Below are 24,447 nucleotides of genomic sequence, written 5' to 3'. Positions count from 1 at the left end.
CGGTTATCAAAGGGAGTACCGGGTGGACGAATACCAGCAGACGATACGCACCTTGTCCGATCGCATAGTGCTGGCGCAGACGCCGATTCGGGTACTCGATGCGGTCAAGTGGGACGACAACATCCGCAAGGGTTTCCTCAAGGCCAAAGGCAAGGAAATGCCGGCGGTGGACCGCGATTACTACCTCAATCGGCCACTGTCCTTCGACTCCAGCAAAGTGAAGCTGGAATTCCAGAACATTGAGCGCGACATCACCCGTCAGCTCGGTCAGTTCAACCCCGTCGGGCAGATCATGCGTCGCATGTGCAAGGAATACCGCATGGTGGTGCGGATGCTCGAAGCGCGTGGCACCGAAGATTTCGGGTTGATCTCACAAGAGCTTTACGGCGCAGCCTCCGATGCGTTCCACGCCGGTGACCCGACTCTGGCCGACCTTGGCCTGATGATGTCCGACTACCTGAACAACATCGATGGCCGGGGCGACCTCAAGGACGAGCCGAAGATTCTCACCGCCAAAGAAGCCGTGCACTTGCTGCAAACCCGCTTGAACAAGGTCTTTGGCGAAGCCGAGGAAACCATTCGGGTGTTCGAGTCCGACGGTATTGTCGCGGATGCGGCGGCCGGTGCCGACTACATCAAGATCCGCGCTGACGCGATGTTCAACGAACGTGACGTACGTGCTTTGGAAGTCCATGAAGGGCTGGTGCATGTTGGCACCACCCTCAACGGTCTGAACCAGCCGATCTGCACCTTTCTGTCCAAGGGGCCACCGTCGTCGACCGTGACCCAGGAAGGTCTGGCGATCCTGATGGAAATCATCACCTTTGCTTCCTACCCGAGTCGCCTGCGCAAACTGACCAATCGTACCCGTGCGATTCATATGGTCGAGGAGGGCGCGGACTTCTTGCAGGTCTTCGAGTTCTTCCGCGCGCAAGGCTTCGAGATGGCTGAAAGTTATAGCAATACCAGCCGGGTTTTCCGTGGTTCGGTGCCAAATGGTCTGCCATTTACCAAAGACTTGTCCTACCTCAAGGGCTTTATCATGGTTTACAACTACATTCAGTTGGCCGTGCGTAAAGGCAAGCTTGAGCAGATCCCTTTGCTGTTTTGCGGCAAAACCACCCTGGAAGACATGCGAACCCTGCGTCAGTTGGTGGATGAAGGCCTGGTGGAACCACCCAAGTACCTGCCGGACCAGTTTCGTGACATGAACGCCCTGTCGGCCTGGATGTGTTTCTCCAACTTCCTCAACCACCTGAGCCTGGACCGGATCGAAGCGGATTACTCAAATATTCTGTAACTACGCTGATCGTTCCCACGCAGAGCGTGGGAACGATCAGTTGACTCAAACCTACACCGCGGGGCTTCAACGGATGAGAATCCTCGGCGTCCTTTGCCTTCTCCTGAGCCTTGGCGGTTGCAGCTCCTTGCTGTTCTATCCCGATCCCGGTCTGCCGTTTACCCCGCAAAAAGCCGGGCTTGAATACCGTGACGTCACCCTGACCACCGCCGATGGCGTGAAACTCAACGGTTGGTGGCTACCGGCCAAAAAAGGCGTGGGGGTCAAGGGCACGGTGCTGCACTTGCATGGCAATGGCGGGAATCTCGCCGGGCATCTGGGGGCCAGTTGGTGGCTACCAAAGCAGGGTTATCAGGTGTTGCTGGTGGACTATCGCGGGTATGGCTTGTCGCAGGGTAAACCCGGCTTGCCAGCGATCTATCAGGACATCGACGCTGCATTCAAATGGCTCGACCAGGCACCCGAGGTTCAGGGCAAACCGTTGATCGTCCTGGGCCAGAGCCTTGGCGGTGCGCTGGTGGTGCATTATCTGGTCGAACATCCCGAGCGCCAGCGTCAACTCAAGGCGCTGATCCTCGACGATGTGCCGGCCAGTTACCGTGATGTCGGACAATACGCCCTGAGCACCTCGTGGATAACATGGCCGTTCCAGGTGCCATTGTCCTGGTTGGTACCAGACGCGGACAGTGCGATCAATGCGATGCCAAAACTGACCGGTGTGCCAAAACTGCTCTACCAGAGCATCGACGATCCGCTTGTGCCTCTTTCCAATGGCATCCGACTGTATCAAGCTGCGCCCCCGCCGAGGGTCCTGCAATTGGTCCGTGGCGGCCATGTGCAGACGTTTGCCGACCCGGTCTGGCGCACCGTCATGCTGCGCTATCTCGATGACCCGCAACATTTCAACGGCTTGCGCCGGCTGGGAGAAATCCCCAATTACCCGGCACCCCCGAATTCAGAAGTTGAACCTCCAGAGAGTCCGCAATGAGTGAAGAACGTAACGCTATCCCGCTGATCATCACCGGTATCTGCAGCATCCTCGGCACCGTCGCGTGCCTGTGGTACTACGGCTACCTGCACTTCGCCAAACCGGAAGACGCGTTGCTGCTGAACGACTTCACCATGCTCAAGACCGTGCCGGGCGAAAACTACAAAGTCTCCCTGGAGCCGGCCGCGGAAGTGGCCCAGTGCATCGATGGCGTGCTGGTGCTGTTCGACACCGAACAGAAAGGCCTGACCGGTGTGCTGGTCAACAACAAGAAAAAAGCCGTGCGTTGCATGGGGCAGGAAACGCCGCAGCTCGAACAATAAGTACTGTCGAAGACTGCGATCCGTTGATTTTCAAACAACAAAAGCCTCGTCTGATCAGATCAGGCGGGGCTTTTGCGTTACTGGCTGTCTCAGTGTTTTTGCTTGCCGCCCTGAGCCGATAAATCGTGCAAATGGCGCCGCGACAATTCGAGAAAACGCGGTGTCGGGCCGACGTCTTCGTAGAGCGGGTCGCCTTCTTCATCAGTTGCGACCACGTGCTGACCCTTGACGTAAGGGAAGCTCGCTTCGAGCTCTTCCAGCGCTGCGCCGATCAGTTCGCCCAGCAGTTCTTCGGGGTGGCGTTTGGGGTACATCTCGGTAATCGCCGCCAACCGCGCCGCGGCTTCGACGTCCAGGTGAATGGTGTAGCCGGTCTTGGTCAAACGGCCTTTGGCGGTTTCTTCCCAATGTTGGGCTAGCTCACGGATTTTCATAATGACCTCAATTAGCACCTGCCTATAGCAGGGGAGATGAGTATCCGGCCGTGGCCGGTAGCAAGCCTTGGTACGGCTTACCCTTGAGACTAGCTTTAAAGTCGATTCGTCGCCCGGCTTGTAAGAACCCGCTGCGGACGGCACTCTTGGAGTCGACCGCCATTCGCTGGAGAACTGCTGATGACTGATATCGATGCACGCTTGCGCGAGGATGTTCACCTGCTGGGTGAGTTGTTGGGCAACACCATTCGTGAGCAGTACGGGGATGGCTTTCTCGACAAGATCGAGCTGATCCGCAAGGGTGCCAAGGCGGACCGTCGTGGTTCGACGGACGCCGAACTGCGCGCCAGCCTCAACCAGTTGACTGAAGATGAACTGCTGCCAGTGGCGCGAGCGTTCAACCAGTTCCTGAACCTTGCAAACATCGCCGAGCAATATCAGCTGATACATCGCCGCGAAGAGTCCCAGCCGGCACCGTTCGAAGCGCGGGTGCTGCCCGAACTGCTCGCCCGCCTGCGTGCCGAAGGGCATGGCAGCGACGCGCTGGCGCGGCAATTGGGACGGTTGGAGATCGAGCTGGTACTGACGGCGCACCCGACTGAAGTCGCCCGCCGGACCTTGATCCAGAAATACGATGCCATCGCCGCGCAACTGGCGGCGCAGGATCATCGCGACCTGACCGGTGCCGAGCGCGAGCAGATCAAGTCGACCTTGCAGCGCCTGATCGCCGAAGCCTGGCACACCGAAGAGATTCGCCGCACCCGGCCAACCCCGGTCGATGAAGCCAAGTGGGGCTTTGCGGTGATCGAGCATTCGCTGTGGCAGGCGATTCCCAACTATTTGCGCAAGGCCGATAAAGCCCTGCATGACGCCACTGGCCTGCATCTGCCGCTGGAGTCCGCGCCGATTCGCTTTGCTTCGTGGATGGGTGGCGACCGTGATGGCAACCCGAACGTCACGGCTGCGGTGACCCGTGAAGTGCTGCTGTTGGCGCGCTGGATGGCGGCCGACCTTTACCTGCGTGATGTCGATCATCTGGCCGCCGATTTGTCGATGCAGCAGGCCAGCACCGCATTGCGGGCCAAGGTCGGGGACAGCGCCGAACCTTACCGTGCAGTGCTCAAACAGCTGCGTGAGCGCCTGCGCGCGACCCGTAACTGGGCGCAGGCATCCCTGACCGCGAGCATCCCGGCACCGGCCGATGTGCTGCAAAACAACCGCGAACTGCTGGATCCGCTGGAGCTGTGCTATCAATCGCTGCATGACTGCGGCATGGGCGTGATCGCCGACGGTCCGTTGCTCGATTGCCTGCGTCGGGCGGTGACGTTCGGCCTGTTCCTGGTGCGACTCGACGTGCGCCAGGACTCGTCGCGGCATTCGTCGGCGATGACCGAAATCACCGACTACCTTGGGCTCGGTCGCTATGAAGACTGGGACGAGGAAGCGCGGATTCGCTTCCTGATGGGTGAGCTGAACAATCGTCGGCCACTCCTGCCGGCGTATTTCAAACCTTCGGCCGACACCGCCGAAGTCCTGGCGACGTGTCGTGAAGTCGCGGCGGCACCGGCGGCGTCGCTGGGCTCTTATGTGATCTCCATGGCGGGCGCCGCGTCGGACGTGCTCGCCGTGCAACTGCTGCTTAAAGAGTCCGGCGTGCTGCGGCCGATGCGTGTAGTGCCGCTGTTCGAAACCCTTGCCGACCTCGACAACGCCGGTCCGGTGATCGAGAAACTGTTGCTGTTGCCGGGTTACCGCTCGCGGTTGCAGGGCCCGCAGGAAGTGATGATCGGCTATTCCGACTCAGCCAAGGACGCCGGCACCACGGCGGCGGCCTGGGCTCAGTACCGGGCGCAAGAGCGCTTGGTGGATATCTGCCGCGAACAGCAAGTCGAGCTGTTGTTGTTCCACGGTCGCGGCGGCACCGTGGGCCGTGGCGGTGGCCCGGCGCACGCAGCCATTCTGTCGCAGCCGCCGGGGTCGGTGGCCGGTCGTTTCCGTACCACCGAGCAAGGGGAAATGATTCGGTTCAAGTTCGGCCTGCCGGACATCGCCGAGCAAAACCTCAACCTGTACCTGGCCGCAGTGCTGGAAGCCACGCTGTTGCCGCCTCCACCGCCGGAACCGGCGTGGCGCGGCCTGATGGACGAATTGGCGGCCGATGGCGTCAGCGCGTATCGCGCTGTGGTACGGGAGAATCCGCAGTTCGTCGAGTATTTCCGTCAATCCACGCCCGAGCAGGAGCTGGGACGTCTGCCGCTCGGCAGTCGTCCGGCCAAGCGTCGTGCCGGCGGGATCGAAAGTCTGCGGGCGATTCCGTGGATCTTCGGCTGGACCCAGACCCGCCTGATGCTGCCGGCCTGGCTCGGTTGGGAAGCGGCATTGAGCAACGCCTTGGCGCGCGGTGAGGGCGAGTTGCTGGCGCAGATGCGTGAGCAGTGGCCGTTCTTCCGCACGCGCATCGACATGCTGGAGATGGTGCTGGCCAAGGCTGACGCGGACATTGCCCAGTCCTACGACGAGCGATTGGTTGAGCCCGATTTGTTACCTTTGGGTGTGCATTTACGCGACCTATTGTCGCAGGCTTGCTCCGTGGTCCTTGGCCTGACCGGTCAGTCGCAGCTGCTGGCGCATAGCCCTGACACCCTGGAGTTCATCCGTTTGCGCAACACCTACCTCGACCCGCTACATCTATTGCAGGCCGAACTGTTGGCGCGTTCGCGGCAGCCGGAAGTGGTGCAGGGCAGCCCGGTGGAGCAGGCGTTGCTGGTGTCTGTGGCCGGGATTGCAGCCGGTTTACGCAATACCGGCTAAGGTCTTTTGCGGGATGTTGCAGGTGGTTTTACTGCGACAAGCGACCGGTCCGCGGGGGGCGGTCGCGCCTGTCAGGCGACACTTTGTTATGGGGTTGCGACTTGGATCGCCTCGTCGCCAGGGTGTAACAGACACGGGTTGCTCCGACTTTCGGCGGCTTGTGTGGGCAGGGCCTGCTGTGTATCTTGATCAGCCTTTGGCCGTTTGGGCGGCCCACGACCCTATTTTTGAGATTGGCCCCACGCGGCAAATCCGATCGTTATCTAAATAAGAAATTGAGGAGCACATCGATGCGCGTCATTCTGCTGGGAGCTCCCGGGGCCGGTAAAGGTACTCAGGCTAAGTTCATCACTGAAAAATTCGCTATTCCACAGATCTCCACCGGCGACATGCTGCGTGCTGCCGTCAAGGCCGGCACCGAGCTGGGCATTAAAGCCAAGAGCATCATGGACGCGGGCGGCCTGGTCTCCGATGACCTGATCATTGCATTGGTCAAGGATCGTATCGCTCAGTCCGATTGCGCCAATGGCTTCCTGTTCGACGGTTTCCCGCGCACCATTCCTCAGGCTGAAGCCCTGGTCGATGCCGGTGTAGAACTGGATCACGTGGTTGAAATCGCCGTTGATGACGAAGAAATCGTCCAGCGTATAGCCGGTCGTCGTGTACACGAAGCCAGCGGCCGCGTTTACCACACCGTCTACAACCCGCCAAAAGTCGCGGGCAAGGACGACGTCACCGGCGAAGCGCTGGTGCAGCGTAAAGACGACACTGAAGAAACCGTGCGTCATCGCCTGTCGGTCTACCACTCCCAGACCAAGCCACTGGTGAATTTCTACCAGCAACTGTCGGCGGCTCAAGGCAAGCCGAAGTACAGCCACATCGCAGGCGTCGGTTCGGTTGAAGCGATCACCGGCAAGGTGCTTGAAGCGCTGAGCTGAGAAAGCTGATTTGCTTTACCTACAACGGCCCGCTTGCGGGCCGTTGTTGTTTATACTGGCGGACTTTTTCCAACTCTCTTTACGGAAACATCGATGAGTACCTTGCTGGCCCTGGACACCGCGACTGAAGCTTGCTCCGTTGCCTTGCTGCATGACGGCAAGGTCACGAGTCATTACGAGGTGATCCCGCGCCTGCATGCGCAGAAGTTGCTGCCGATGATCCAGCAGTTGCTGGCTGATGCAGGCACCACCTTGCAAGCGGTCGATGCGATTGCCTTTGGTCGCGGCCCGGGTGCGTTCACTGGCGTGCGAATCGCCATTGGCGTGGTTCAGGGCCTGGCATTTGCGCTGGATCGTCCGGTGTTGCCGGTGTCCAACCTGGCGGTACTGGCGCAGCGCGCATTGCGTGAGCACGGTGCACGGCAGGTCGCGGCGGCCATCGATGCACGGATGGACGAAGTCTATTGGGGCTGCTACCGCGAAACCGCCGGCGAAATGCGTCTGGTAGGGGCTGAAGCGGTGTTGCCGCCAGAAGTCGCCGCATTGCCGGCAGATGCTTCGGGCGACTGGTTCGGTGCGGGCACCGGTTGGGGTTATGGCGAGCGCATCGCGGTCAACCTGATCGGTCAGGATGCCGGCATGCTGCCTCACGCCGAAGACTTGCTGACCCTGGCCCGTTTCGCCTGGGAACGTGGCGAAGGCATTCCGGCGGACGACGCGCAGCCGGTTTACCTGCGCGACAAAGTGGCGACCCCCAAAGCCAAGTGAATCTGAGTGCTTTTGTGGCGAGGGAGCTTGCTCCCGCAGATCAACCGACGCGATATAGCTGACGAAATGAGGTTGTAGATTTTGGGGACGCTCCGCGTCCCCGCGGGAGCAAGCTCCCTCGCCACAGGGGAACTGCCAATCGTCAGTTTCTACCGCGCGCTTTTAAACCTTTTCCGGTTTCTGTGCTCTAGTTATCACTTGGGAGTTTGCGCACACCGGTAAGTGCCGCTAAATTGCCATCATCGATAGCGAGTTTGTACCTATGCGCATAGACGGTTTTTCCTCTCAGTCGTACCCCATCAAGCGCAAGCCACGCAAAGGCAATGTGTCGGTGGACGAGTCCGTCGAGGATATCGATGGCGAGCAGGAGTTCCCTTCTGAAGAGCAACTGGCCGCCCGCGCCGCCAAGGCCTCTGCGCAACGCTTGAGCAATCTCCCCGCCCGTCAGCAGGACATGATCTACCACCGTGCCATGAGCAAAAGCGTGGCGATGGCCCTGGCCAGCTACCTGAGTACCGCGGCGTTCGTCGATTGGGATATGGAAGTGCTGGGTCTCGACCTGCACATCTGATGCGGTTGCCTTATTACCTCGGTTGCCCGTCCTGGAGCGAAAACGCCTGGCGTGAGTACCTGTATCCGCAAAATGCCCGCCCCAATGAATTTCTCGGCCTGTACTCACAGGTGTTCAACGCCGTTGAAGGCAATACTACGTTCTACGCACGCCCTGCACCGGCGACGGTAGAGCGTTGGGCGCAGACGATGCCGGAACATTTTCGCTTCACCGCCAAATTCCCCGGCGACATCAGCCATGGCGGCGACCTGCGCGAGCAACTGAGCGCCGCCGAAACCTTTGTGCAATTGCTCAGCCCGCTTGGTGAACGGGTTTCACCGCTCTGGTTGCAGTTGTCGAGCGCGTTTACCCCGCAACGGCTGGCCGAACTGGCCGGGTTCATCGATGGGATGCAGCGGCCCTTGGCCGTTGAAGTGCGGCATCGGGATTTCTTCGCCAAAGGCGACGCCGAGCGCAGGCTCAATCGGCTGTTGCTGGAGCGTGGCGTGGAGCGCATTTGCCTCGATCCACGGGCGCTGTTCAGTTGCACGTCGACTGAACCTGCGGTACTTCACGCGCAATCGAAAAAGCCCAAGGTGCCACCGCGTCCGGCGGCATTCACCCAGTTCCCGCAGGTGCGTTTCATCGGTCATCCGCTGCTTGAAGCCAACGATTCGTTCCTGACGCCGTGGGTCGAGAAAATCGCCCAATGGATCGAAGAGGGCCGCACGCCGTACATCTTCCTGCACACCGCCGACAACCTGCTGGCCGCCGCTTTGGCGCAACGCTTTCATACTCGATTGATGGCGCGTTTGCCTGGCTTGCCGGCGCTGTCTGAGCTATACAGAGAACCCGCCGCCGAGCAGCTAGGGTTGCTCTGACGACGGGTTTTCCCTTCAGCAGGAGTGAGCCAATGGATGCGCAAACCCTTAAAGCTCAGGCCTTCAAGGCCTTACACGAAAGTGCCGGAGCTTTTGTGATCCCCAACCCGTGGGACGCCGGTTCGGCAAAAATGCTTGCCGGCCTGGGTTACCAGGCGCTGGCGACCACCAGTGCCGGTTATGCTTTTTCGCTGGGCCGCCCGGATGGCGCGGTCAAACTCGAAGAGACACTGGCTAACGTTCGGGCGATTGTCGCCGCGAGCGATCTGCCGGTGGCGGTTGACCTGGAAAACGGTTTTGCCGACAGCCCGCAAGAGTCCGCCGAGAGCCTGCTGCGTGCCGCCGCTGCTGGCGCGGTCGGTGGCTCGATCGAAGACGCTACCGGCCGTGAAGACGGGCCAATTTACTGCTTTGAACACGCCGTCGCACGAATCGAAGCGGCGGTCGCGGCAGCCCGCAGTTTGCCGTTCCCGTTCACCCTGACCGCGCGTGCCGAGAATTACCTGCACGGTAATCCGGACCTGGCCGACACCATTCGCCGCTTGCAGGCTTTTGCCGAGGCGGGTGCCGATGTGCTGTATGCGCCGGGCCTGCGCAACGCCGAAGAAATACTGGCGGTGGTCCGTGCAGTGGCGCCGAAACCGGTCAATGTGCTGATGTCCGGCGGTCTCAAATTGAGCGTGGCGCAGCTCAGTGAAATGGGCGTGAAACGGATCAGCGTCGGCTCGGCCATGGCCCGTGCGGCCTACGGTGCGTTCTATCTGGCCGCACAGGAAATTCAGTCGCACGGCACCTTCGACTTCGCCGACCGCGCGCTGCCATTCGGGCAGATCAATCAACTGTTCAAAGGCTGACCCACAGGGAGTTGTCGTGCGGTTTCTGAAAGTGCTTCTGGCGGTGATGCTGGTGATGGGCGGCTTGCTGGTGGGTGTCTGGCGCGGCTGGCTGCCGTTGCCAGCCGCCTGGAACCCTTGGGCGCCGCTGGATGTCCGGGCGACGCCGAACCTGCTGACACGCTTCAAATTGATGAGACTGCGCGATAACCCGGCACTCTGCGACCAGGTGCTCAGCGGTGCGGGGTTGAAGTCCATCCGCCAGGCCGACAGCAACCCCGACGTCGATTGCCCGCTCAACAACACCTTGCGCGTGCAGGGCGGCGAGGTGGCGCTGAGCAGCAGCTTCCTCGCCAGTTGCCCGCTGGCGGTGGCGTTTGTGCTGTTCGAGCGGCATGCCCTGCAACCGGCTGCGCAGGCCACGTATGGGCAGGCGGTGGCGCGGGTCGATCACCTCGGCAGTTTTGCCTGTCGCAATATGTACAACCTCGAAAACGGCTCGCGCAGCCAGCACGCGACGGCCGATGCACTGGATATCGCCGGCTTTCGCCTGGCGGACGGGCGCAGTATCAGCGTGCTGCGGGACTGGCCGAAGGACAATGACGATGCGCGCTTTCTACGCAAGGTTCGCGATGGCGCGTGTGACATGTTCAGCGTGGTATTGAGCCCGGACTACAACGCTGCCCATCGCAACCATTTTCATCTGGATGTCGGGCCGTGGTGGGTGTGTCGCTGAGGCTGAAGTTGAGGCTCAGGCGGCGATGCGCAGGTTTTGCAGGACGATCGGACGAGCCCAGCCGTTATCGAAGTCGAATTGCTTCTGTTGCTCGACCAACTCTTCATGCGGGTAAGGGGTTGCCGGTTTATCCAGCAGGTCGAGTTCGAACTCGGCAATCGGCAGGTGCAACGGACGCGGTTGCGGTGCCGGGCCTGGTGCAGGCAATGACTGGCCGGCGGCCAGGACGATCGGGCGCACCCAAGCGCTTTCGAAGTCTTGTTGCTTCTGTTGCGCGAGGATTTCTTGCGGCGGGAACGGCGGGAACGGTTTGTCGGCCAGGTCCATTTCGAATTCGGCAATCGGCAGGAACAGCGGCTCAGGCGGGCGGACTTCGGTGTCCTTCACGTCGCAGGTGCGCTGCGTGACGATGTGTTCGAGCAGCTCGGCGCCAACGGTCGGTTCGACCGGGCCGTCGATGGCGACAGGGGTGTAACTGCCTGGAACCGGTGCAGCATCGCCCAAATGATCGGACAGCGCCTGGGCAAAAAAATCCTGCCACAGGTGACTGACACCGCTCAGTGCTTGGGAGTTGCGCAGGCCATAATCGCCGTGGGGCGAGATGTAGCCTACTGATGTGCGTTGAATGTCTGACATTTCTCTCGGTCGACGCTCAGCTCTGGCAAAATGCTCGATAGTTTTGTTATCGGCCGTTTTTGCCGATCATTAATTTTTTGAGTGTGTTTTCTGATGAGTGAGCAACCCGCGGCCAGCCGCATCAAAGTCCAGGCTCTGGCCGAAGCGTTTCAGGCACGTGCCGAGCACTGGGCCGAGCGATTGAACTTGCCGTTGCTGCTGGACGATGCCGAGTTTGCGTTGCAAGTGGGTGAGCACGGCTTGCAGTTGCAACAGCTCGGCCCGGATGCGCCGGGCCCGGTGCGGGTGGACTTCGTCGAGGGCGGCGCGGCCCATCGGCGGTTGTACGGTGGCGGCAGCGGCCAGATGATCGCCAAGGCTGTCGGCGTCGCTCAAGGTGTGCGGCCGAAGGTGCTGGATGCCACGGCGGGGCTGGGCAAGGATGGTTTCGTGCTGGCCAGTCTTGGCTGCGAAATGAGCCTGATCGAGCGGCAGCCATTGATTGGCGCGTTGCTGGAAGACGGTTTGGCCCGCGCGGCGGAAGATTTTGAGGTGGCGCCGATTGTCGCGCGGATGACCTTGCTCAAGGGCAACTCGATCGAGTTGATGCGCAATTGGGAAGGTGAGCCGCCGCAGGTGATCTACCTCGACCCGATGTTCCCGCATCGTGAGAAAACCGCGTTGGTGAAGAAGGAAATGCGCCTGTTTCGCCCGTTGGTAGGCGATGACCCGGACGCGCCGGCCCTGCTTCAAGCCGCACTCGCACTGGCCAGCCACCGAGTAGTGGTCAAACGCCCGCGCAAGGCGCCGTGCATCGAAGGACCGAAGCCGAGCCATGCGCTGGACGGCAAGTCCAGCCGTTACGACATCTACCCCAAGAAAGCGCTCAAGCCCTGACGTTGCACTGATCGTTCCCACGCTCTGCGTGGGAATGATTGGTCAGGCCGACACTGGCCGATACGCCCGCATAAACAACCCCACCACTTCCTGTATGTGAGCCTCGGCCGCGTCCCCGGTCAAGGGTTCGCCGCAGCCATAGAGCAAGCGAAAATTCGCTGCGCCTTTGAGCAGGCAGAAGAAGTGCTCGGCGGCATTGAGCGGCTTGTCGATGCTCAAGGCGCCGATCTGGTCGACCTTCGTCAGCAAGCGCTCCATGCCCTGCAACATCCGCTGCGGACCTGCTTCGAAGAAGATCTGCGAGAGTTTCGGGTCCTGGCTTCCCAGCGCGATGATCAGGCGATTCAGGTTCACCGATTCATCGCTGTTGATCAGCAGATGAAAGCCTCGGGCGATGTTCAACAGCACATTCTCGATCGGCATGCCGTCGGGTAGTTCGAAGAACAGCGTGGGCAATTGCTCTTCGCATTTGGCCATCACGGCAGAGGAGAACAGCGTCTCCTTGTCGTTGAAGTGACTGTAAACGGTCAGCTTCGATACTCCGGCTTCTGTCGCCACCGCGTCCATGCTGGTGCTTGCGTAACCATTGCTTAGAAAAAGACGCTTCGCCGCCTCGAGGATCGCCTCGCGCTTGGCGAGATCCTTCGGGCGGCCGGGGCCGTTGGGTGCAGGAAGATTGTTGGACATTTTTCGCTTTAATACTGGACTGGTGAGTTTGCTATTAATAACATACCGGCCAGTATAAATATTCCGCGTACCATTAGCGAAAGGTCGTTCACCATGTTCCGCTATGCCTTGCCCCTCGCCTTGCCGGTCAGTCTGGCGTTTTTATTGTCTGCATGCGGTCACGAAGAGCCGGCGCAAGTCACCGTGCGTCCGGCTATGGTGGTTCAGCCAGAGCCTTCCGCGCAGGCAATGGACAGCTATCCCGGCGAAGTTCGCGCGCGTTACGAGCCAGATCTGGCCTTCCGTATTGGCGGCAAAGTCAGCCGACGACTGGTCGAGGAAGGTGAGCGAGTCAAGGCCAACCAGCCGCTGGCAGAACTCGATCCCCAGGACGTACGCCTGCAACTGGAAGCGACTCGCGCGCAGGTTGCTGCCGCTGAGGCCAACCTGAACCTGGTGCGTGCCGAGCGTGATCGCTACAAGACCCTGATGGACCGTCAGATGGTCAGCCGCTCGCAGTACGACAATTCTGAAAATCTCTACCGCTCCGGCGAAGCGCGACTCAAGCAGATCAAGGCCGAGTTCGACGTGGCCAGCAACCAGGCCAGCTACGCCGTGCTGCGTGCGCCGCATGACGGTGTCGTGGCCAAGCGCGCCGTGGAAGTCGGACAAGTGGTGGCCGCCGGGCAAACCGCCTTCACCCTGGCCACCGACGGCGAGCGTGAAGTGCTGATCAGCCTGCCGGAGCAAAACTTCGGCCGTTTCAAGGTTGGCCAGCCGGTCACCGTTGAACTGTGGACCCAGCAAGGCCAGCGGTTCGCCGGGAGCATTCGTGAACTGTCGCCGGCTGCCGATCCAAAGTCTCGGACCTTTGCCGCGCGCATCACCTTTAGCGCTGGCAAGGTGCCGGCCGAGCTTGGTCAAAGCGCCCGGGTATTCATTCAACTGGCTGACGTGGTGCCGCTGTCGGTGCCGCTCTCGGCGCTCACCGCAGAAAACGGCGCGACATACGTCTGGGTCGTCGGTGCCAACAACACCCTGAAAAAGGCCCCGGTTCATGTCGGCGCCTTCGGTGAGAAAACCGTGCCGGTGCTTGACGGCCTCAACCCCAGCGACTGGGTGGTAGCCGCTGGCGTTCATGTGCTCCATGAGGGCCAGCAAGTGCGGCCGGTGGATCGCTCCAACCGCGTGGTCAATCTGGCGGTCAAGGAGTAATACCCGATGCGTTTCAACCTTTCCGAATGGGCGCTGCATAACCGCCAGATCGTACTGTTCCTGATGATTTTGCTGGCGGTCGTCGGCGCGTTGTCCTACACCAAGCTGGGCCAGAGTGAAGACCCGCCGTTCACCTTCAAGGCCATGGTGATCAAGACCAGTTGGCCGGGTGCGACGGCCCAGGAAGTCTCGCGGCAAGTCACCGAGCGTATTGAAAAGAAGCTGATGGAAACCGGTGAGTACGAGCGGATCACATCGTTCTCCCGCCCCGGCGAATCCCAGGTGACCTTCATGGCCCGGGACTCGATGCATTCGGCGCAGATACCCGACCTCTGGTATCAGGTGCGCAAGAAGATCAGCGACATCCGCCAGACCTTGCCGCCGGGGATCCAGGGGCCGTTCTTCAACGATGAATTCGGCACCACTTTCGGCAATATCTATGCGCTGACCGGTGAGGGTTTCGATTACGCGGTGCTCAAGGATTACGCCGACCGTGTCCAGATCCAGCTGCAACGGGTCAAGGATGTGGGCAAGGTCGACTTGCTCGGGCTACAGGACGAGAAAATCTGGATCGAACTGTCCAACGTCAAACTCGCCACCCTCGGATTGCCGTTGACCACGGTGCAGCAAGCGCTGGAAGAACAGAACGCAATGTCCAACGCCGGGTTCTTTGAAACCTCCAGTGAGCGTTTGCAGCTGCGGGTGACGGGCAATTTCCAGACCGTCGACGAGATCAGGAATTTTCCGATTCGTGTCGGCGACCGGACCTTCCGTATCGCCGATGTGGCGGATGTGCGCCGTGGATTCAACGATCCACCGGCGCCGCGCATGCGCTTCATGGGTGAGGACGCGATCGGCCTGGCCGTGGCGATGAAGGATGGCGGCGACATTCTGGTGCTCGGCAAGGCACTGGAGCTGGAGTTCGAGCGTATCCAGAAGAACCTGCCGGCCGGCATGCAACTGCGCAAGGTCTCCGACCAACCAGCTGCGGTGAAAACCAGCGTCGGCGAGTTCGTCCAGGTGCTGGTAGAAGCGCTGGCGATTGTGTTGCTGGTGAGCTTCTTCTCCCTGGGTGTGCGCACCGGCATGGTGGTCGCCTTGGCCATTCCACTGGTGCTGGCGATGACGTTTGCCTGCATGTATTACCTCGGCATCGGCCTGCACAAAATCTCTCTCGGCGCGTTGGTGCTGGCCTTGGGATTGCTGGTAGACGACGCGATCATCGCCGTGGAAATGATGGCGATCAAAATGGAGCAGGGCTACGACCGGCTCAAGGCTGCCAGCTTTGCCTGGACCAGCACCGCGTTCCCGATGCTCACCGGGACCTTGATCACCGCGGCCGGTTTCCTGCCGATTGCTACCGCGCAATCGGGCACTGGTGAGTACACCCGCTCGATCTTCCAGGTGGTGACCATCGCGTTGTTGGCCTCGTGGGTCGCCGCGGTGATGTTCGTGCCTTATCTCGGTGAAAAGCTCCTGCCGGATCTGGCGAAAATTCACGCAGCCAAACACGGTGCCGGTCAGCCGGACCCTTACGGCACGCCGTTCTATCAACGGGTCCGGCGTCTGGTGGAGTGGTGCGTGCGCCGACGCAAAACCGTCATTGCGCTGACCATCTTGCTGTTCGTGGCCTCGGTGTTGCTATTCCGTTTTGTGCCACAACAGTTCTTCCCGGCCTCTGGGCGGCTGGAACTGATGGTTGATCTGAAACTGGCCGAAGGCGCCTCGTTGAGCAACACCACCGAAGAGGTCAAACGGCTGGAAGCGCTGCTCAAGGACCACGTCGGCATCGATAGCTATGTCGCCTACGTCGGCACCGGTTCGCCGCGTTTTTACCTGCCACTGGACCAGCAGTTGCCGGCGGCGAGCTTCGCGCAATTTGTGGTCCTGGCGAAAACCATCGAGGAACGTGAAAACCTGCGCACCTGGCTGATCGCAACCCTCAATGAACAATTCCCGGCCTTGCGCTCGCGGGTCACACGCCTGGAAAACGGTCCGCCAGTGGGTTATCCGGTGCAGTTCCGGGTCACCGGTGAACAGATTGAAGAGGTCCGCGCCCTGGCACGTAAAGTTGCGGCCAAGGTGCGCGAGAACCCGCATGTGGTCAACGTGCACCTGGACTGGGAAGAGCCGAGCAAGGTGGTCTACCTGAACGTCGATCAGGACCGCGCGCGGGCCTTGGGCGTGAGCACGGCCAACTTGTCGAGGTTCTTGCAAAGCTCGCTGACAGGCGCAAGCGTCAGCCAGTACCGTGAAGACAACGAGTTGATCGAGATCCTCTTGCGCGGCACCTTGCACGAACGCACCGAGCTGTCGCGGCTGTCGAGCCTGGCGGTGCCGACTGACAACGGCAAAAGTGTCGCGCTGTCGCAGGTGGCTACCCTGGAATATGGCTTCGAAGAGGGCGTTATCTGGCACCGCAACCGCTTGCCGAACGTAACGGTTCGCGCCGACATCTATGGCAAGGAGCAACCGGCAAGCCTGGTCCAGCAGATCCTTCCGACACTGGAGCCGATTCGCGCCGAACTGCCTGACGGCTATTTGCTGGACGTCGGCGGCACGGTGGAAGACTCGACCCGTGGCCAGGACTCGGTGAACGCCGGCGTGCCGTTGTTCATCGTCGTCGTGCTGACCTTGCTGATGCTGCAATTGCGCAGCTTTTCACGCACCGCGATGGTATTTCTGACTGCGCCGTTGGGACTGATCGGCGTCACCTTGTTCCTGTTGGTGTTCCGTCAGCCGTTCGGTTTCGTGGCCATGCTCGGGGCTATCGCGCTGTCGGGGATGATCATGCGTAACTCGGTGATCCTGGTGGACCAGATCGAACAGGACATTCGCTCCGGGCTCAAACCCTGGCAAGCGATCATCGAAGCCACGGTGCGGCGTTTCCGGCCTATCGTGCTGACTGCACTGGCCGCCGTGCTGGCGATGATTCCGCTGTCGCGCAGCGTGTTCTTCGGGCCGATGGCGGTGGCGATCATGGGCGGCTTGATCGTCGCGACGGCGCTGACCCTGTTGTTCCTGCCAGCGCTGTATGCGGCGTGGTTCAGGGTCAAGAAAGAACCGGTCTGACCCAGGTAGCGCCTTGTCTCGGTTTTTTGAAAAATTGAGACAAGGCTGCTTCTGTGCCGCACTCCTGACTCAGTTTCATGAGTTTTTGAGACAGCGGATCGGTATTGGTTGGGTTACGGCGGGGTGTCGATGTTATCCAGCGCGCGGTTCACCGCCAGTTCCGCCAGGGCCACCATCTGCTGAATCGCCAGTGCGCTGTTGCGTTTGGGGCCGTCGAGTTCAAACGCCAGGTCGCTGGCCATGACATTGGCCGAGGCCAGGGTTTCGCAGGCGTGGGTCAGCAGGGTTTCGTTGTCGACCTCGGGGGCGATAACGAAGATGCAGCTGGGGCGGCGGTCGGTCAGCATCTTCTTGGTTTCAGGCAATAGCAGGTAATGATCGAGCGCCCGGTGGGCGGCGGCGTGGAGTTCTTTCGAGTCGAGGGACGCGTAGGGGGACACGCTTTCGGCGTCGGCTTCGGGGGGATTGGGTGTGGGCTTGAACATGGTGAAACTCCTTAGTGTACGGAGTCGCAACCTATGGGCTACCAACCAATAGGGTGGCGACTGAACGCAGGTTGGTAGCCCGGCCACCAAGGAAACCGGTGCGCCCGAAGGCGCCCTGCGCACAGCCGCCATAACAAACAGTAGGCCAAAAGAAATCGCCCACCGTGTGGAAATGTCGGCGCTGTGCGCCTTGGAGAACACCGGGCTACCAAACCCGATCGCTGATTTTCAGCGACCCGGAGACGATAGAGCCCGGTGCTCAAGCGCACAAGCCGGCGGATTCTGGCGCAGGTGTAGGGCGCAACGCAAGACGCTGTGGCTTGTGACGAACGCAGTCGCCGCGCAATTAAACACCACCAACCTGATGTGGGAGCGAGCCTGCTCGCGAAGACGGCGGCACATCCAACATCAATGTTGACTGACCCATCGCTATCGCGAGCAGGCTCGCTCCCACATGGATTGCATTTAACTGACAGGCATTGTTGATCGTTCCCACACGGGGAACGATCGAGCCGTTTCGGGGTGTGTTTTCGCGGGTTACAGCAAGCCGAAGACTTTCTTCGCCAAACTGGTAGCCGCTTCCGCCGGGTTGGCGCGGATGCCTTCTTCCTTCTGGGCGATCATCTTGAACAGGCCGTCCAGGGCCTTTTCCGTCACGTAGCCTTCAACGTTGGCACTCTTGGCATCGAGCACGCCGAAGGTTGCCGCCTGCCCGGCGAACGCGTTGTACTGCTGGGCCAGGCCCACCTGGTCGGTGGCCTGTTTGACGATCGGCAGGAACTTGGTGCGGATCTGTTCGCGGCTGGTCTTGTCCAGGTACTGGGTGGCCGAATCCTTGCCGCCGGTGAGGATGCCCTTGGCATCGGTCAGGGTCATCTTTTTCACCGCATCCACCAGCAGGGCCTGGGCCTGCGGCATGGCCGCTTCCGCTGCCTTGTTCATGCTGGTTTCCAGTTGATCGACCTGGGCGCCCATGCCGAACTGTTTCATCTTGCTGGCGACCTTGCCCAGTTTGCCCGGCAGTTCGATCTTCACGTCAGGGTTGTTGCTGAAACCGCCCGGCTTGCCGAGCGTGGTGACGGCTGCGACGGCCCCCTGGGCCAGGGCGTCCTTGAGGCCGCCCGAGGCTTCGCCCTGGGAAAGGCTGCCCAGCGACAGGGCCAGCGCGTTGGCGGAGATCAGCAGGCCGGCGCACAGGCCGGCGAAGCGAAGGGTAGGGCGGAGCATGGCAGTTTCCTTGTTCGATAAAAGCAATTAACGGACCGCGGACGGCTTTAAATCATTTAGTCGGCTTGCAGCGCTGGTGCGGGTTGATCCGCCGCATCTTCGCTGCGGTGCAGCGCCACCTGACGGATCGACAAACGAATTTCCGCCGGCAGCACGCGTTTGGCGGCGCCTTCAGCCAGTTCGCCGAGCAGCTCGTGGTGGCTCAGCTTGCCGGCTTCGTCGCGCTTGAGCACGTCGAGGTTCAGCAGGGTCTGGATGAAGTGGCGGAACAGGCTCTTGTCGAAGAACTCCGGGGCGTTCAGGCCATGCAGGATCGACAGGCGCTGGGCCATGACCGTGCACAGGTCTTCCAGTTCTTCGGCGCTGAGGGTGTTCTGGCCGCTGTTGAGCAGCAGGGAAACCGTCATGTAGAAGCGCTGCAAGGTCTGCGCGATGCTCTTGGACAGCAAGGTCAGCAGCACGAAATGCCGAGAGCTTGGTGCCGGGCGCAAGTACAGGTTGTTCTCGAAACGCAGCAGGCCCTGTTCGACAAAGGCTTCGAGCCATTGATCGATCACCGCATCCAGTTCGTCCAGCGACCAGCGGATGAACAACTCCGATTGCAGGTACGGGTACAGCGCGCGGGTGTAGCGCAGGATTTGTTCGCGGCTCATGCGCGACGCGCTCTGGAAGAAGCTCGCGAGCAACGCCGGCAGGGCGAAGATGTGCAGCACGTTGTTGCGGTAGTAGGTCATCAGGACGGCGTTTTGCTCGTCCAGGTAAAGAATCTTGCCCAACGCATCGCTTTGCTCGGAGAGCAGGTCCATGTCCTTGACGTGTTCGATCAACGCCCGGCCGTCACCTTTCGGCAGTGTGGTGTGTGGCGAGTAAGGCACTTTGCGCAGCAAGGCCAGATACAAATCCAGCACCCGCGCCATGGCGCGATCGTCCAGCGCCAGACGGCTGGTGGAGAGCAGGGCCAGCGCCACCAGGTTCACCGGGTTGATGGCGGCCGCTTCGTTCAAATGCCGCGCCACGCGCTCGCCGAGGCGGTTGGTGGTTTCGTTGAGCCAGGCGGGCTTGAACTGTGGGCCAAGCTCCTGGCTGCGCCAATCCGGTTGTTCGCTGTCGAGGAACTCCGCCAGTTTGATCGGCTCGCCGAAGTTCACCGCCACCTGGCCGAAGCGCTGCTTGAGCGCGCCGATGACTTTGAAAATGTCGAAGATCGATTCTTTCTTCTTGCTCGCGCCACGCAGTTCGCCGAGGTAGGTCCGGCCTTCGAGTACCCGCTCGTAACCGATGTACACCGGGATGAAGACGATCGGCATGCGCGACGAACGCAGGAAGCTGCGCAGGGTGATCGCCAGCATCCCGGTTTTCGGTTGCAGCATGCGTCCGGTGCGCGAACGGCCGCCCTCGACGAAGTACTCCACCGGGAAGCCTTTGGTGAACAGCGTGTGCAGGTATTCATTGAACACCGAGGTGTAGAGCGGATTGCCCTTGAAGGTGCGGCGCATGAAGAACGCCCCGCCACGGCGCAGCAGGCCGCCGATCACCGGCATATTGAGGTTGATCCCGGCGGCGACGTGCGGCGGGGTCAGGCCGTTGCGAAACAGCAGGTAGGAGAGCAGCAGGTAGTCGATGTGGCTGCGATGGCACGGCACGTAGATCACTTCGTGACCTTGAGCGACTTTCTGCACGCCTTCGATGTGGTTGACCTTGACCCCGTCGTAGATCTTGTTCCAGAACCAGCTCAGTACCACTTCCATAAAGCGGATCGCGGTGTAGGTGTAGTCCGAGGCGATTTCATTGCCGTAGCGCAGCGCTTGTGCTTTGGCTTTCTCCGGTGAAATGTTCTCGCGTTCGGCTTCGTCGAGGATCGCCTGTTTGACTTGCGGCTGATTCAGCAGGCCTTTGACCAGGTTGCGACGGTGGGAAATGTCCGGGCCGATGACCGCGGCTTTGAGGTTGCGAAAGTGCACCCGCAAAATGCGTTGGGCCATGCGCACGGTGCGTTCATGGCCCTTGTTGTGCTCGATCAGCTCGCGCAAGTGGATCGGCGCGGAGAATTGCACGCGGGTCTTGCGCCCCAGAATCATGATGCTCAGCAGTCGGCGCAGACGCCCGGTCACTGCCCAGCTATCCGCGAAGAGCAACTTCCACGGGCTCGATTCGCTGTCCGGCGACTGGCCCCAGAACACGCTGACCGGGATGATCTGCGCGTCTTCGGCGGCATTCTGGCTCAGGGCGCTGACCAGCCGGGTCAGGGTAGGCGGTGCGCCACGCTTGTCCTGGCGGCCGAGCCAGTCGGGCTCAGGCGTCAGGTAGAAAAACGCCGCAGGCTCCAGCAGGTTGCCCACCGATGTCGGCAACACCGGGCGTGGCAGCCCGGCCTTGCTGCATTCGGTATCGACCACGGCAAGGTCGGTCAGCGAAGGATTTTGCAGGACGTAGAACACCGGGCGACTGCGGTCGAGGTTGAGGGTGAAGGACGACTGGTTGATCGTCTCCGAGCGAACCCAGAGGTACAACAGTCGGCGCAAGGTGCCAAATACCAGACGGCGGAACGGGGAGCGGGTCATACGGCTTCTGCTTTAGTTGAAAAAACCGAGCAAGTGCTCGGGGCCGGTAGTGTGCCGGATTCGTCGAAAATCGGCAAAAAAGCGCCGAAGTAATCTTGAGTTGAGAGTTTTTACGACTGTCATATACTCGGCCAGTCGTTTGCCACTATCGGTGCTGTTTCTTACAGTAAACCGAGCGCTGGCAAACGTTCTCAAGGCGTGTTCATGAACAGGCCGACCCATAATAAAAATAGGGGGATTGATTGATGGCAACGCGCGAGACCGGCAACGTGAAGTGGTTCAACGACGCCAAGGGCTACGGCTTCATTCAGCGTGAGGACGGTGCAGACGTGTTCGTGCATTACCGCGCGATCCGTGGCGAAGGCCACCGCTCGTTGGCCGAAGGCCAGCAGGTTGAGTACGCAGTGGTGGACGGGCAGAAAGGCTTGCAGGCTGAAGACGTAGTCGGTTTGTAAACCCACACTTCGCCTCATACAAAACCACTGTGGGAGCGAGCTTGCTCGCGATGGCGCCATTCGACGCGATATCTACCGCGCGCCTTACACCGCTATCGCGAGCAAGCTCGCTCCCACATTTGATTTCTGTTGGGCATGCCATTTTGGGCATCCCGCAGATTCAGGTTTTACACGGTTTTCCAGGTGATCTCTTCTTCACCGTCGACGCTGATGCGAATCCAGCGATCGGCCGTTTCTTCACCTTCTTCCTCGACCCAGGTCCCTGGCGCGCAGCGCACTTCGACGTTCAGCGCGGCAAAGGCGGCGCGGGCGCAGGCGATGTCGTCGTCCCACGGCGTCTGGTCGCTTTCCAGGTACAGGCTGTTCCACTTGCCGACGGCTTTTGGCAGCCAGGTCACGGGCACGTTGCCGGCCTTGCACTTGTAGGTCTGACCTTTCTGAACCCAGTCGGTGCAAGGACCCAGCGCCGCGCCGAGCCAGGTGGCGATGGCCTTGTAGTCGACGTCGGCGTCTTTCAGGTAAATCTCGATATCGGGTTGGCGCATGGATGTTCCTCACTGCGGGTTTTGAAAAATCCATTCGCGGATTTAGCCGGCCTCAAGCCACTGCTCAAGGCCAAAAGTTTAAGGGTTGCTTTCAAATAATTACTGCAGAACGAAGTAATCGTAGCGCATCGACACACTGACCTCGAACGGTTCAGCCTGTTCGATGACGGCCGCCCGGCGTTCGGCACTGGCGCGCCAGCCGTGAGGCGTCATGGCCAGCAGGTTGGCACGGTCCTGACCGCTGACCAGGTTCAGCTTGAATTCGAGGATTTCGCTGTGTTGCAGCGTCATGCCTTCCGGCACCAGCGCCAGGTGCTTGTCATCGGTGTATTCGCGCACTTCGTCGTACAGACGCTCACGCAGTTCCATCAGATGGCCGCTGGTCGGCCCGACTTTCATCAAGCCGCCACCCGGACTGAGCAGGCGCTTGGCTTCCTGCCAGTCGAGCGGGCTGAACACGCTGGCAAGGAACTGGCAGCTGGCATCGGCCAATGGCACGCGGGCCATGCTGGCGATCAACCAGGTCAACTGCGGGTTACGTTTGCAGGCGCGTTTGACCGCTTCGCGGGAGATATCCAGCGCGTAACCGTCGGCATTCGGCAGGGCGTCGGCGATTTGCGCGGTGTAGTAACCCTCGCCACAACCGATGTCCAGCCAGCGCTGCGGCGCACGTTCAGTCGCCAGCTCGGCCAGACGCTTGGCCACCGGCGCGTAATGCCCGGCATTCAGGAAGTCGCGACGGGCTTCGACCATGGCCTGGTTGTCGCCAGGGTCACGGCTGTTCTTGTGTTGCACCGGCAGCAGGTTCAGGTAGCCCTGGCGGGCGCGGTCGAAGCGATGCCCGGCCGGGCACGCGACGCCGTTGTCGACCGCATTCAGCGGCGCGCTGCAGATAGGACAGGCGAGCATCAGGCGAGCAACTTGATCAGGGTCTGGTAGTAGATTTCGGTCAGCAGGTCGAGGTCGCTGGCCAGCACGCGCTCGTTGACCTGGTGAATCGTCGCGTTGACCGGGCCAAGCTCGACCACTTGCGTACCCATGGTGGCGATGAAGCGCCCGTCCGAAGTGCCACCGCTGGTGGATGCCTTGGTCTCGCGACCGGTGATGGTCTTGATGCTTGCCGACACCGCATCGAGCAGGGCGCCTGGCTCGGTGAGGAACGGCAGGCCGGACAGCGCCCAGTCGATGTGCCAGTCCAGGCCATGTTTGTCGAGGATATCGGCTACCCGCTGCTGTAGGCCTTCGACGGTCGACTCGGTGGAGAAACGGAAGTTGAACACTGCCACCAGATCACCCGGGATCACATTGGTCGCGCCGGTGCCGGAGTTGACGTTGGAAATCTGGAAACTGGTCGGCGGGAAGAAATCGTTGCCGTGATCCCAGTGCTCGGCGGCCAGTTCGGCCAGGGCCGGGGCGGCGAGGTGGATCGGGTTCTTTGCCAGGTGCGGGTAAGCCACGTGACCTTGCACACCGCGCACGGTGAGCTTGGCGCCAAGGGAGCCGCGACGGCCGTTCTTGACCACGTCTCCGACCAGGGTGGTGCTCGACGGTTCGCCGACGATGCACCAGTCCAGACGCTCTTTGCGCGCCACGAGGCGTTCGATCACCGCCTTGGTGCCGTGATGCGCCGGGCCTTCTTCGTCGCTGGTGATCAGGAAGGCAACCTTGCCCTTGTGGTCCGGGTAGTCGGCGACAAAACGTTCGGCCGCCACGGTCATGGAGGCCAGGCTGCCTTTCATGTCTGCCGCGCCACGGCCGCAGAGCATGCCGTGTTCGTCGATCACCGCGTCGAACGGATCGATCTGCCAGGCCTGTACCGGACCGGTCGGCACCACGTCGGTGTGACCGGCGAAGCACAGCACCGGGCCTTCGTGTTTGCCGTGGGTGGCCCAAAAGTTATCCACATCTTCGATGCACATCGGCTCAAGCGCGAAACCGGCATCGCCCAGGCGCTGCATCATCTGCTTCTGGCAATCGGCGTCGACCGGCGTCACGGACGGACGACGGATCAGGTCGATAGCGAGTTGGAGGGTCGGCGAAAGGTCGGCGTGGGCCGTCATGGGAAGCTCCGGAGACTGTCAATGTGGGAGCGAGCTTGCTCGCGATGAACGATGTCACGGTTTGTATGACAAACCCCATCGCGAGCA

The 24,447-nt window shown here is 60.9% G+C and carries 23 protein-coding genes; 14 read left to right on the top strand and 9 right to left on the bottom strand.

Annotated elements, in window-relative coordinates; genetic code table 11:
* Positions 1 to 22 precede the first annotated feature (22 nt).
* From FPT12_RS16675 to FPT12_RS16665, 3 genes are all read left to right on the top strand, one after another.
* Positions 23 to 1,300 carry a flavohemoglobin expression-modulating QEGLA motif protein gene (locus FPT12_RS16675; RefSeq protein ID WP_071551673.1) on the top strand — a complete coding sequence of 426 codons (1,278 nt, stop codon included), beginning with the start codon at positions 23 to 25 and terminating at the stop codon, positions 1,298 to 1,300.
* A 73-nt stretch (positions 1,301 to 1,373) separates the two neighbouring features.
* A complete protein-coding gene (locus FPT12_RS16670; protein ID WP_145017602.1) occupies positions 1,374 to 2,288 on the top strand; it encodes an alpha/beta hydrolase in 915 nt (304 codons plus the stop codon).
* Positions 2,285 to 2,611, top strand: a complete 327-nt coding sequence (locus FPT12_RS16665; RefSeq protein WP_145017574.1) for a hypothetical protein — start codon at positions 2,285 to 2,287, stop codon at positions 2,609 to 2,611. Before FPT12_RS16670 ends, FPT12_RS16665 begins: the two co-directional genes overlap by 4 nt.
* A gap of 89 nt (positions 2,612 to 2,700) precedes the next feature.
* On the opposite strand, the gene FPT12_RS16660 is transcribed toward FPT12_RS16665, so the two are convergent.
* Positions 2,701 to 3,045: a pilin assembly protein gene (locus FPT12_RS16660; RefSeq protein WP_145017572.1), complete on the bottom strand. Its 345-nt coding sequence runs from the start codon at positions 3,043 to 3,045 to the stop codon at positions 2,701 to 2,703.
* A gap of 180 nt (positions 3,046 to 3,225) precedes the next feature.
* Between FPT12_RS16660 and ppc the strand changes: the two genes are divergently transcribed.
* From ppc to FPT12_RS16625, 7 genes are all read left to right on the top strand, one after another.
* On the top strand, positions 3,226 to 5,856 hold the full coding sequence (ppc, locus tag FPT12_RS16655; protein ID WP_145017570.1) for a phosphoenolpyruvate carboxylase: 2,631 nt from the start codon (positions 3,226 to 3,228) through the stop codon (positions 5,854 to 5,856).
* A gap of 290 nt (positions 5,857 to 6,146) precedes the next feature.
* Positions 6,147 to 6,794, top strand: a complete 648-nt coding sequence (adk, locus tag FPT12_RS16650) for an adenylate kinase (RefSeq protein WP_145017568.1) — start codon at positions 6,147 to 6,149, stop codon at positions 6,792 to 6,794.
* Between the two features lie 93 nt (positions 6,795 to 6,887).
* On the top strand, positions 6,888 to 7,562 hold the full coding sequence (tsaB, locus tag FPT12_RS16645) for a tRNA (adenosine(37)-N6)-threonylcarbamoyltransferase complex dimerization subunit type 1 TsaB (protein ID WP_145017566.1): 675 nt from the start codon (positions 6,888 to 6,890) through the stop codon (positions 7,560 to 7,562).
* 262 nt (positions 7,563 to 7,824) lie between these two features.
* Positions 7,825 to 8,133, top strand: a complete 309-nt coding sequence (locus tag FPT12_RS16640; RefSeq protein WP_145017564.1) for a hypothetical protein — start codon at positions 7,825 to 7,827, stop codon at positions 8,131 to 8,133.
* Positions 8,133 to 8,993: a DUF72 domain-containing protein gene (locus FPT12_RS16635; RefSeq protein ID WP_145017562.1), complete on the top strand. Its 861-nt coding sequence runs from the start codon at positions 8,133 to 8,135 to the stop codon at positions 8,991 to 8,993. The genes FPT12_RS16640 and FPT12_RS16635 overlap by 1 nt, the downstream gene beginning before the upstream one ends.
* Positions 8,994 to 9,025: 32 nt before the next feature.
* The gene (locus tag FPT12_RS16630; protein ID WP_145017560.1) at positions 9,026 to 9,847 is read left to right on the top strand and encodes an oxaloacetate decarboxylase; all 822 of its coding nucleotides are present in this window, start codon (positions 9,026 to 9,028) and stop codon (positions 9,845 to 9,847) included.
* A gap of 16 nt (positions 9,848 to 9,863) precedes the next feature.
* Positions 9,864 to 10,562 carry an extensin family protein gene (locus tag FPT12_RS16625; RefSeq protein ID WP_145017558.1) on the top strand — a complete coding sequence of 233 codons (699 nt, stop codon included), beginning with the start codon at positions 9,864 to 9,866 and terminating at the stop codon, positions 10,560 to 10,562.
* A 15-nt stretch (positions 10,563 to 10,577) separates the two neighbouring features.
* On the opposite strand, the gene FPT12_RS16620 is transcribed toward FPT12_RS16625, so the two are convergent.
* Positions 10,578 to 11,198, bottom strand: coding sequence for an energy transducer TonB (locus FPT12_RS16620; protein ID WP_145017556.1), 621 nt, complete (start codon positions 11,196 to 11,198; stop codon positions 10,578 to 10,580).
* 93 nt (positions 11,199 to 11,291) lie between these two features.
* Between FPT12_RS16620 and FPT12_RS16615 the strand changes: the two genes are divergently transcribed.
* Positions 11,292 to 12,074, top strand: a complete 783-nt coding sequence (locus FPT12_RS16615; RefSeq protein ID WP_054595890.1) for a class I SAM-dependent methyltransferase — start codon at positions 11,292 to 11,294, stop codon at positions 12,072 to 12,074.
* Positions 12,075 to 12,116: 42 nt separating this feature from the next.
* Here the strand turns inward: FPT12_RS16615 and FPT12_RS16610 are convergent, their stop codons facing one another.
* Complete coding sequence (locus FPT12_RS16610; RefSeq protein ID WP_145017554.1) at positions 12,117 to 12,761, bottom strand: TetR/AcrR family transcriptional regulator; 645 nt, start codon at positions 12,759 to 12,761, stop codon at positions 12,117 to 12,119.
* Between the two features lie 93 nt (positions 12,762 to 12,854).
* On the opposite strand from FPT12_RS16610, the gene FPT12_RS16605 reads away from it, so the two are divergent.
* On the top strand, positions 12,855 to 13,955 hold the full coding sequence (locus FPT12_RS16605) for an efflux RND transporter periplasmic adaptor subunit (RefSeq protein ID WP_145017552.1): 1,101 nt from the start codon (positions 12,855 to 12,857) through the stop codon (positions 13,953 to 13,955).
* Between the two features lie 6 nt (positions 13,956 to 13,961).
* A complete protein-coding gene (locus FPT12_RS16600; protein ID WP_145017549.1) occupies positions 13,962 to 17,027 on the top strand; it encodes an efflux RND transporter permease subunit in 3,066 nt (1,021 codons plus the stop codon).
* A 113-nt stretch (positions 17,028 to 17,140) separates the two neighbouring features.
* Here the strand turns inward: FPT12_RS16600 and FPT12_RS16595 are convergent, their stop codons facing one another.
* The 3 genes from FPT12_RS16595 to plsB all read right to left on the bottom strand — a co-directional run bounded on the left by FPT12_RS16595 (position 17,141) and on the right by plsB (position 21,300).
* On the bottom strand, positions 17,141 to 17,512 hold the full coding sequence (locus tag FPT12_RS16595) for a DUF6124 family protein (protein ID WP_145017547.1): 372 nt from the start codon (positions 17,510 to 17,512) through the stop codon (positions 17,141 to 17,143).
* Between the two features lie 537 nt (positions 17,513 to 18,049).
* Complete coding sequence (locus FPT12_RS16590) at positions 18,050 to 18,739, bottom strand: DUF4197 domain-containing protein (RefSeq protein ID WP_145017546.1); 690 nt, start codon at positions 18,737 to 18,739, stop codon at positions 18,050 to 18,052.
* Between the two features lie 56 nt (positions 18,740 to 18,795).
* A complete protein-coding gene (gene plsB, locus FPT12_RS16585; RefSeq protein WP_145017544.1) occupies positions 18,796 to 21,300 on the bottom strand; it encodes a glycerol-3-phosphate 1-O-acyltransferase PlsB in 2,505 nt (834 codons plus the stop codon).
* 245 nt (positions 21,301 to 21,545) lie between these two features.
* On the opposite strand from plsB, the gene FPT12_RS16580 reads away from it, so the two are divergent.
* Entirely contained in the window at positions 21,546 to 21,755 is a 210-nt protein-coding gene (locus FPT12_RS16580; protein WP_054595898.1) for a cold shock domain-containing protein, read from the top strand.
* 167 nt (positions 21,756 to 21,922) lie between these two features.
* Here FPT12_RS16580 and FPT12_RS16575 read toward each other — a convergent pair whose 3' ends face one another.
* The 3 genes from FPT12_RS16575 to dapE form a co-directional block, all read right to left on the bottom strand.
* Positions 21,923 to 22,300 carry a hypothetical protein gene (locus FPT12_RS16575; protein WP_145017542.1) on the bottom strand — a complete coding sequence of 126 codons (378 nt, stop codon included), beginning with the start codon at positions 22,298 to 22,300 and terminating at the stop codon, positions 21,923 to 21,925.
* 99 nt (positions 22,301 to 22,399) lie between these two features.
* A complete protein-coding gene (locus tag FPT12_RS16570; RefSeq protein ID WP_145017540.1) occupies positions 22,400 to 23,209 on the bottom strand; it encodes a putative RNA methyltransferase in 810 nt (269 codons plus the stop codon).
* A complete protein-coding gene (gene dapE, locus FPT12_RS16565) occupies positions 23,209 to 24,360 on the bottom strand; it encodes a succinyl-diaminopimelate desuccinylase (RefSeq protein ID WP_145017538.1) in 1,152 nt (383 codons plus the stop codon). Before dapE ends, FPT12_RS16570 begins: the two co-directional genes overlap by 1 nt.
* Between the last annotated feature and the right edge of the window lie 87 nt (positions 24,361 to 24,447).

It is taken from the genome of Pseudomonas sp. H3(2019) (assembly GCF_007713465.1).
Taxonomy (GTDB): domain Bacteria; phylum Pseudomonadota; class Gammaproteobacteria; order Pseudomonadales; family Pseudomonadaceae; genus Aquipseudomonas.
Note: the sequence above shows the minus strand (reverse complement) of the source record. Positions and strands in the feature narration are given on the sequence as shown.

Excerpts from the sequence above, each read along its gene's own strand:
- plsB (WP_145017544.1), bottom strand. The coding sequence starts at position 21,300 with ATGACCCGCTCCCCGTTCCGCCGTCTGGTATTTGGCACCTTGCGCCGA.
- FPT12_RS16640 (WP_145017564.1), top strand. The coding sequence starts at position 7,825 with ATGCGCATAGACGGTTTTTCCTCTCAGTCGTACCCCATCAAGCGCAAG.
- FPT12_RS16590 (WP_145017546.1), bottom strand. The coding sequence starts at position 18,739 with ATGCTCCGCCCTACCCTTCGCTTCGCCGGCCTGTGCGCCGGCCTGCTG.
- FPT12_RS16610 (WP_145017554.1), bottom strand. The coding sequence starts at position 12,761 with ATGTCCAACAATCTTCCTGCACCCAACGGCCCCGGCCGCCCGAAGGAT.
- FPT12_RS16630 (WP_145017560.1), top strand. The coding sequence starts at position 9,026 with ATGGATGCGCAAACCCTTAAAGCTCAGGCCTTCAAGGCCTTACACGAA.
- FPT12_RS16615 (WP_054595890.1), top strand. The coding sequence starts at position 11,292 with ATGAGTGAGCAACCCGCGGCCAGCCGCATCAAAGTCCAGGCTCTGGCC.
- FPT12_RS16670 (WP_145017602.1), top strand. The coding sequence starts at position 1,374 with ATGAGAATCCTCGGCGTCCTTTGCCTTCTCCTGAGCCTTGGCGGTTGC.
- tsaB (WP_145017566.1), top strand. The coding sequence starts at position 6,888 with ATGAGTACCTTGCTGGCCCTGGACACCGCGACTGAAGCTTGCTCCGTT.
- FPT12_RS16600 (WP_145017549.1), top strand. The coding sequence starts at position 13,962 with ATGCGTTTCAACCTTTCCGAATGGGCGCTGCATAACCGCCAGATCGTA.
- FPT12_RS16620 (WP_145017556.1), bottom strand. The coding sequence starts at position 11,198 with ATGTCAGACATTCAACGCACATCAGTAGGCTACATCTCGCCCCACGGC.
- FPT12_RS16595 (WP_145017547.1), bottom strand. The coding sequence starts at position 17,512 with ATGTTCAAGCCCACACCCAATCCCCCCGAAGCCGACGCCGAAAGCGTG.
- FPT12_RS16665 (WP_145017574.1), top strand. The coding sequence starts at position 2,285 with ATGAGTGAAGAACGTAACGCTATCCCGCTGATCATCACCGGTATCTGC.
- adk (WP_145017568.1), top strand. The coding sequence starts at position 6,147 with ATGCGCGTCATTCTGCTGGGAGCTCCCGGGGCCGGTAAAGGTACTCAG.
- FPT12_RS16635 (WP_145017562.1), top strand. The coding sequence starts at position 8,133 with ATGCGGTTGCCTTATTACCTCGGTTGCCCGTCCTGGAGCGAAAACGCC.
- FPT12_RS16580 (WP_054595898.1), top strand. The coding sequence starts at position 21,546 with ATGGCAACGCGCGAGACCGGCAACGTGAAGTGGTTCAACGACGCCAAG.
- dapE (WP_145017538.1), bottom strand. The coding sequence starts at position 24,360 with ATGACGGCCCACGCCGACCTTTCGCCGACCCTCCAACTCGCTATCGAC.
- FPT12_RS16575 (WP_145017542.1), bottom strand. The coding sequence starts at position 22,300 with ATGCGCCAACCCGATATCGAGATTTACCTGAAAGACGCCGACGTCGAC.
- ppc (WP_145017570.1), top strand. The coding sequence starts at position 3,226 with ATGACTGATATCGATGCACGCTTGCGCGAGGATGTTCACCTGCTGGGT.
- FPT12_RS16570 (WP_145017540.1), bottom strand. The coding sequence starts at position 23,209 with ATGCTCGCCTGTCCTATCTGCAGCGCGCCGCTGAATGCGGTCGACAAC.
- FPT12_RS16660 (WP_145017572.1), bottom strand. The coding sequence starts at position 3,045 with ATGAAAATCCGTGAGCTAGCCCAACATTGGGAAGAAACCGCCAAAGGC.
- FPT12_RS16605 (WP_145017552.1), top strand. The coding sequence starts at position 12,855 with ATGTTCCGCTATGCCTTGCCCCTCGCCTTGCCGGTCAGTCTGGCGTTT.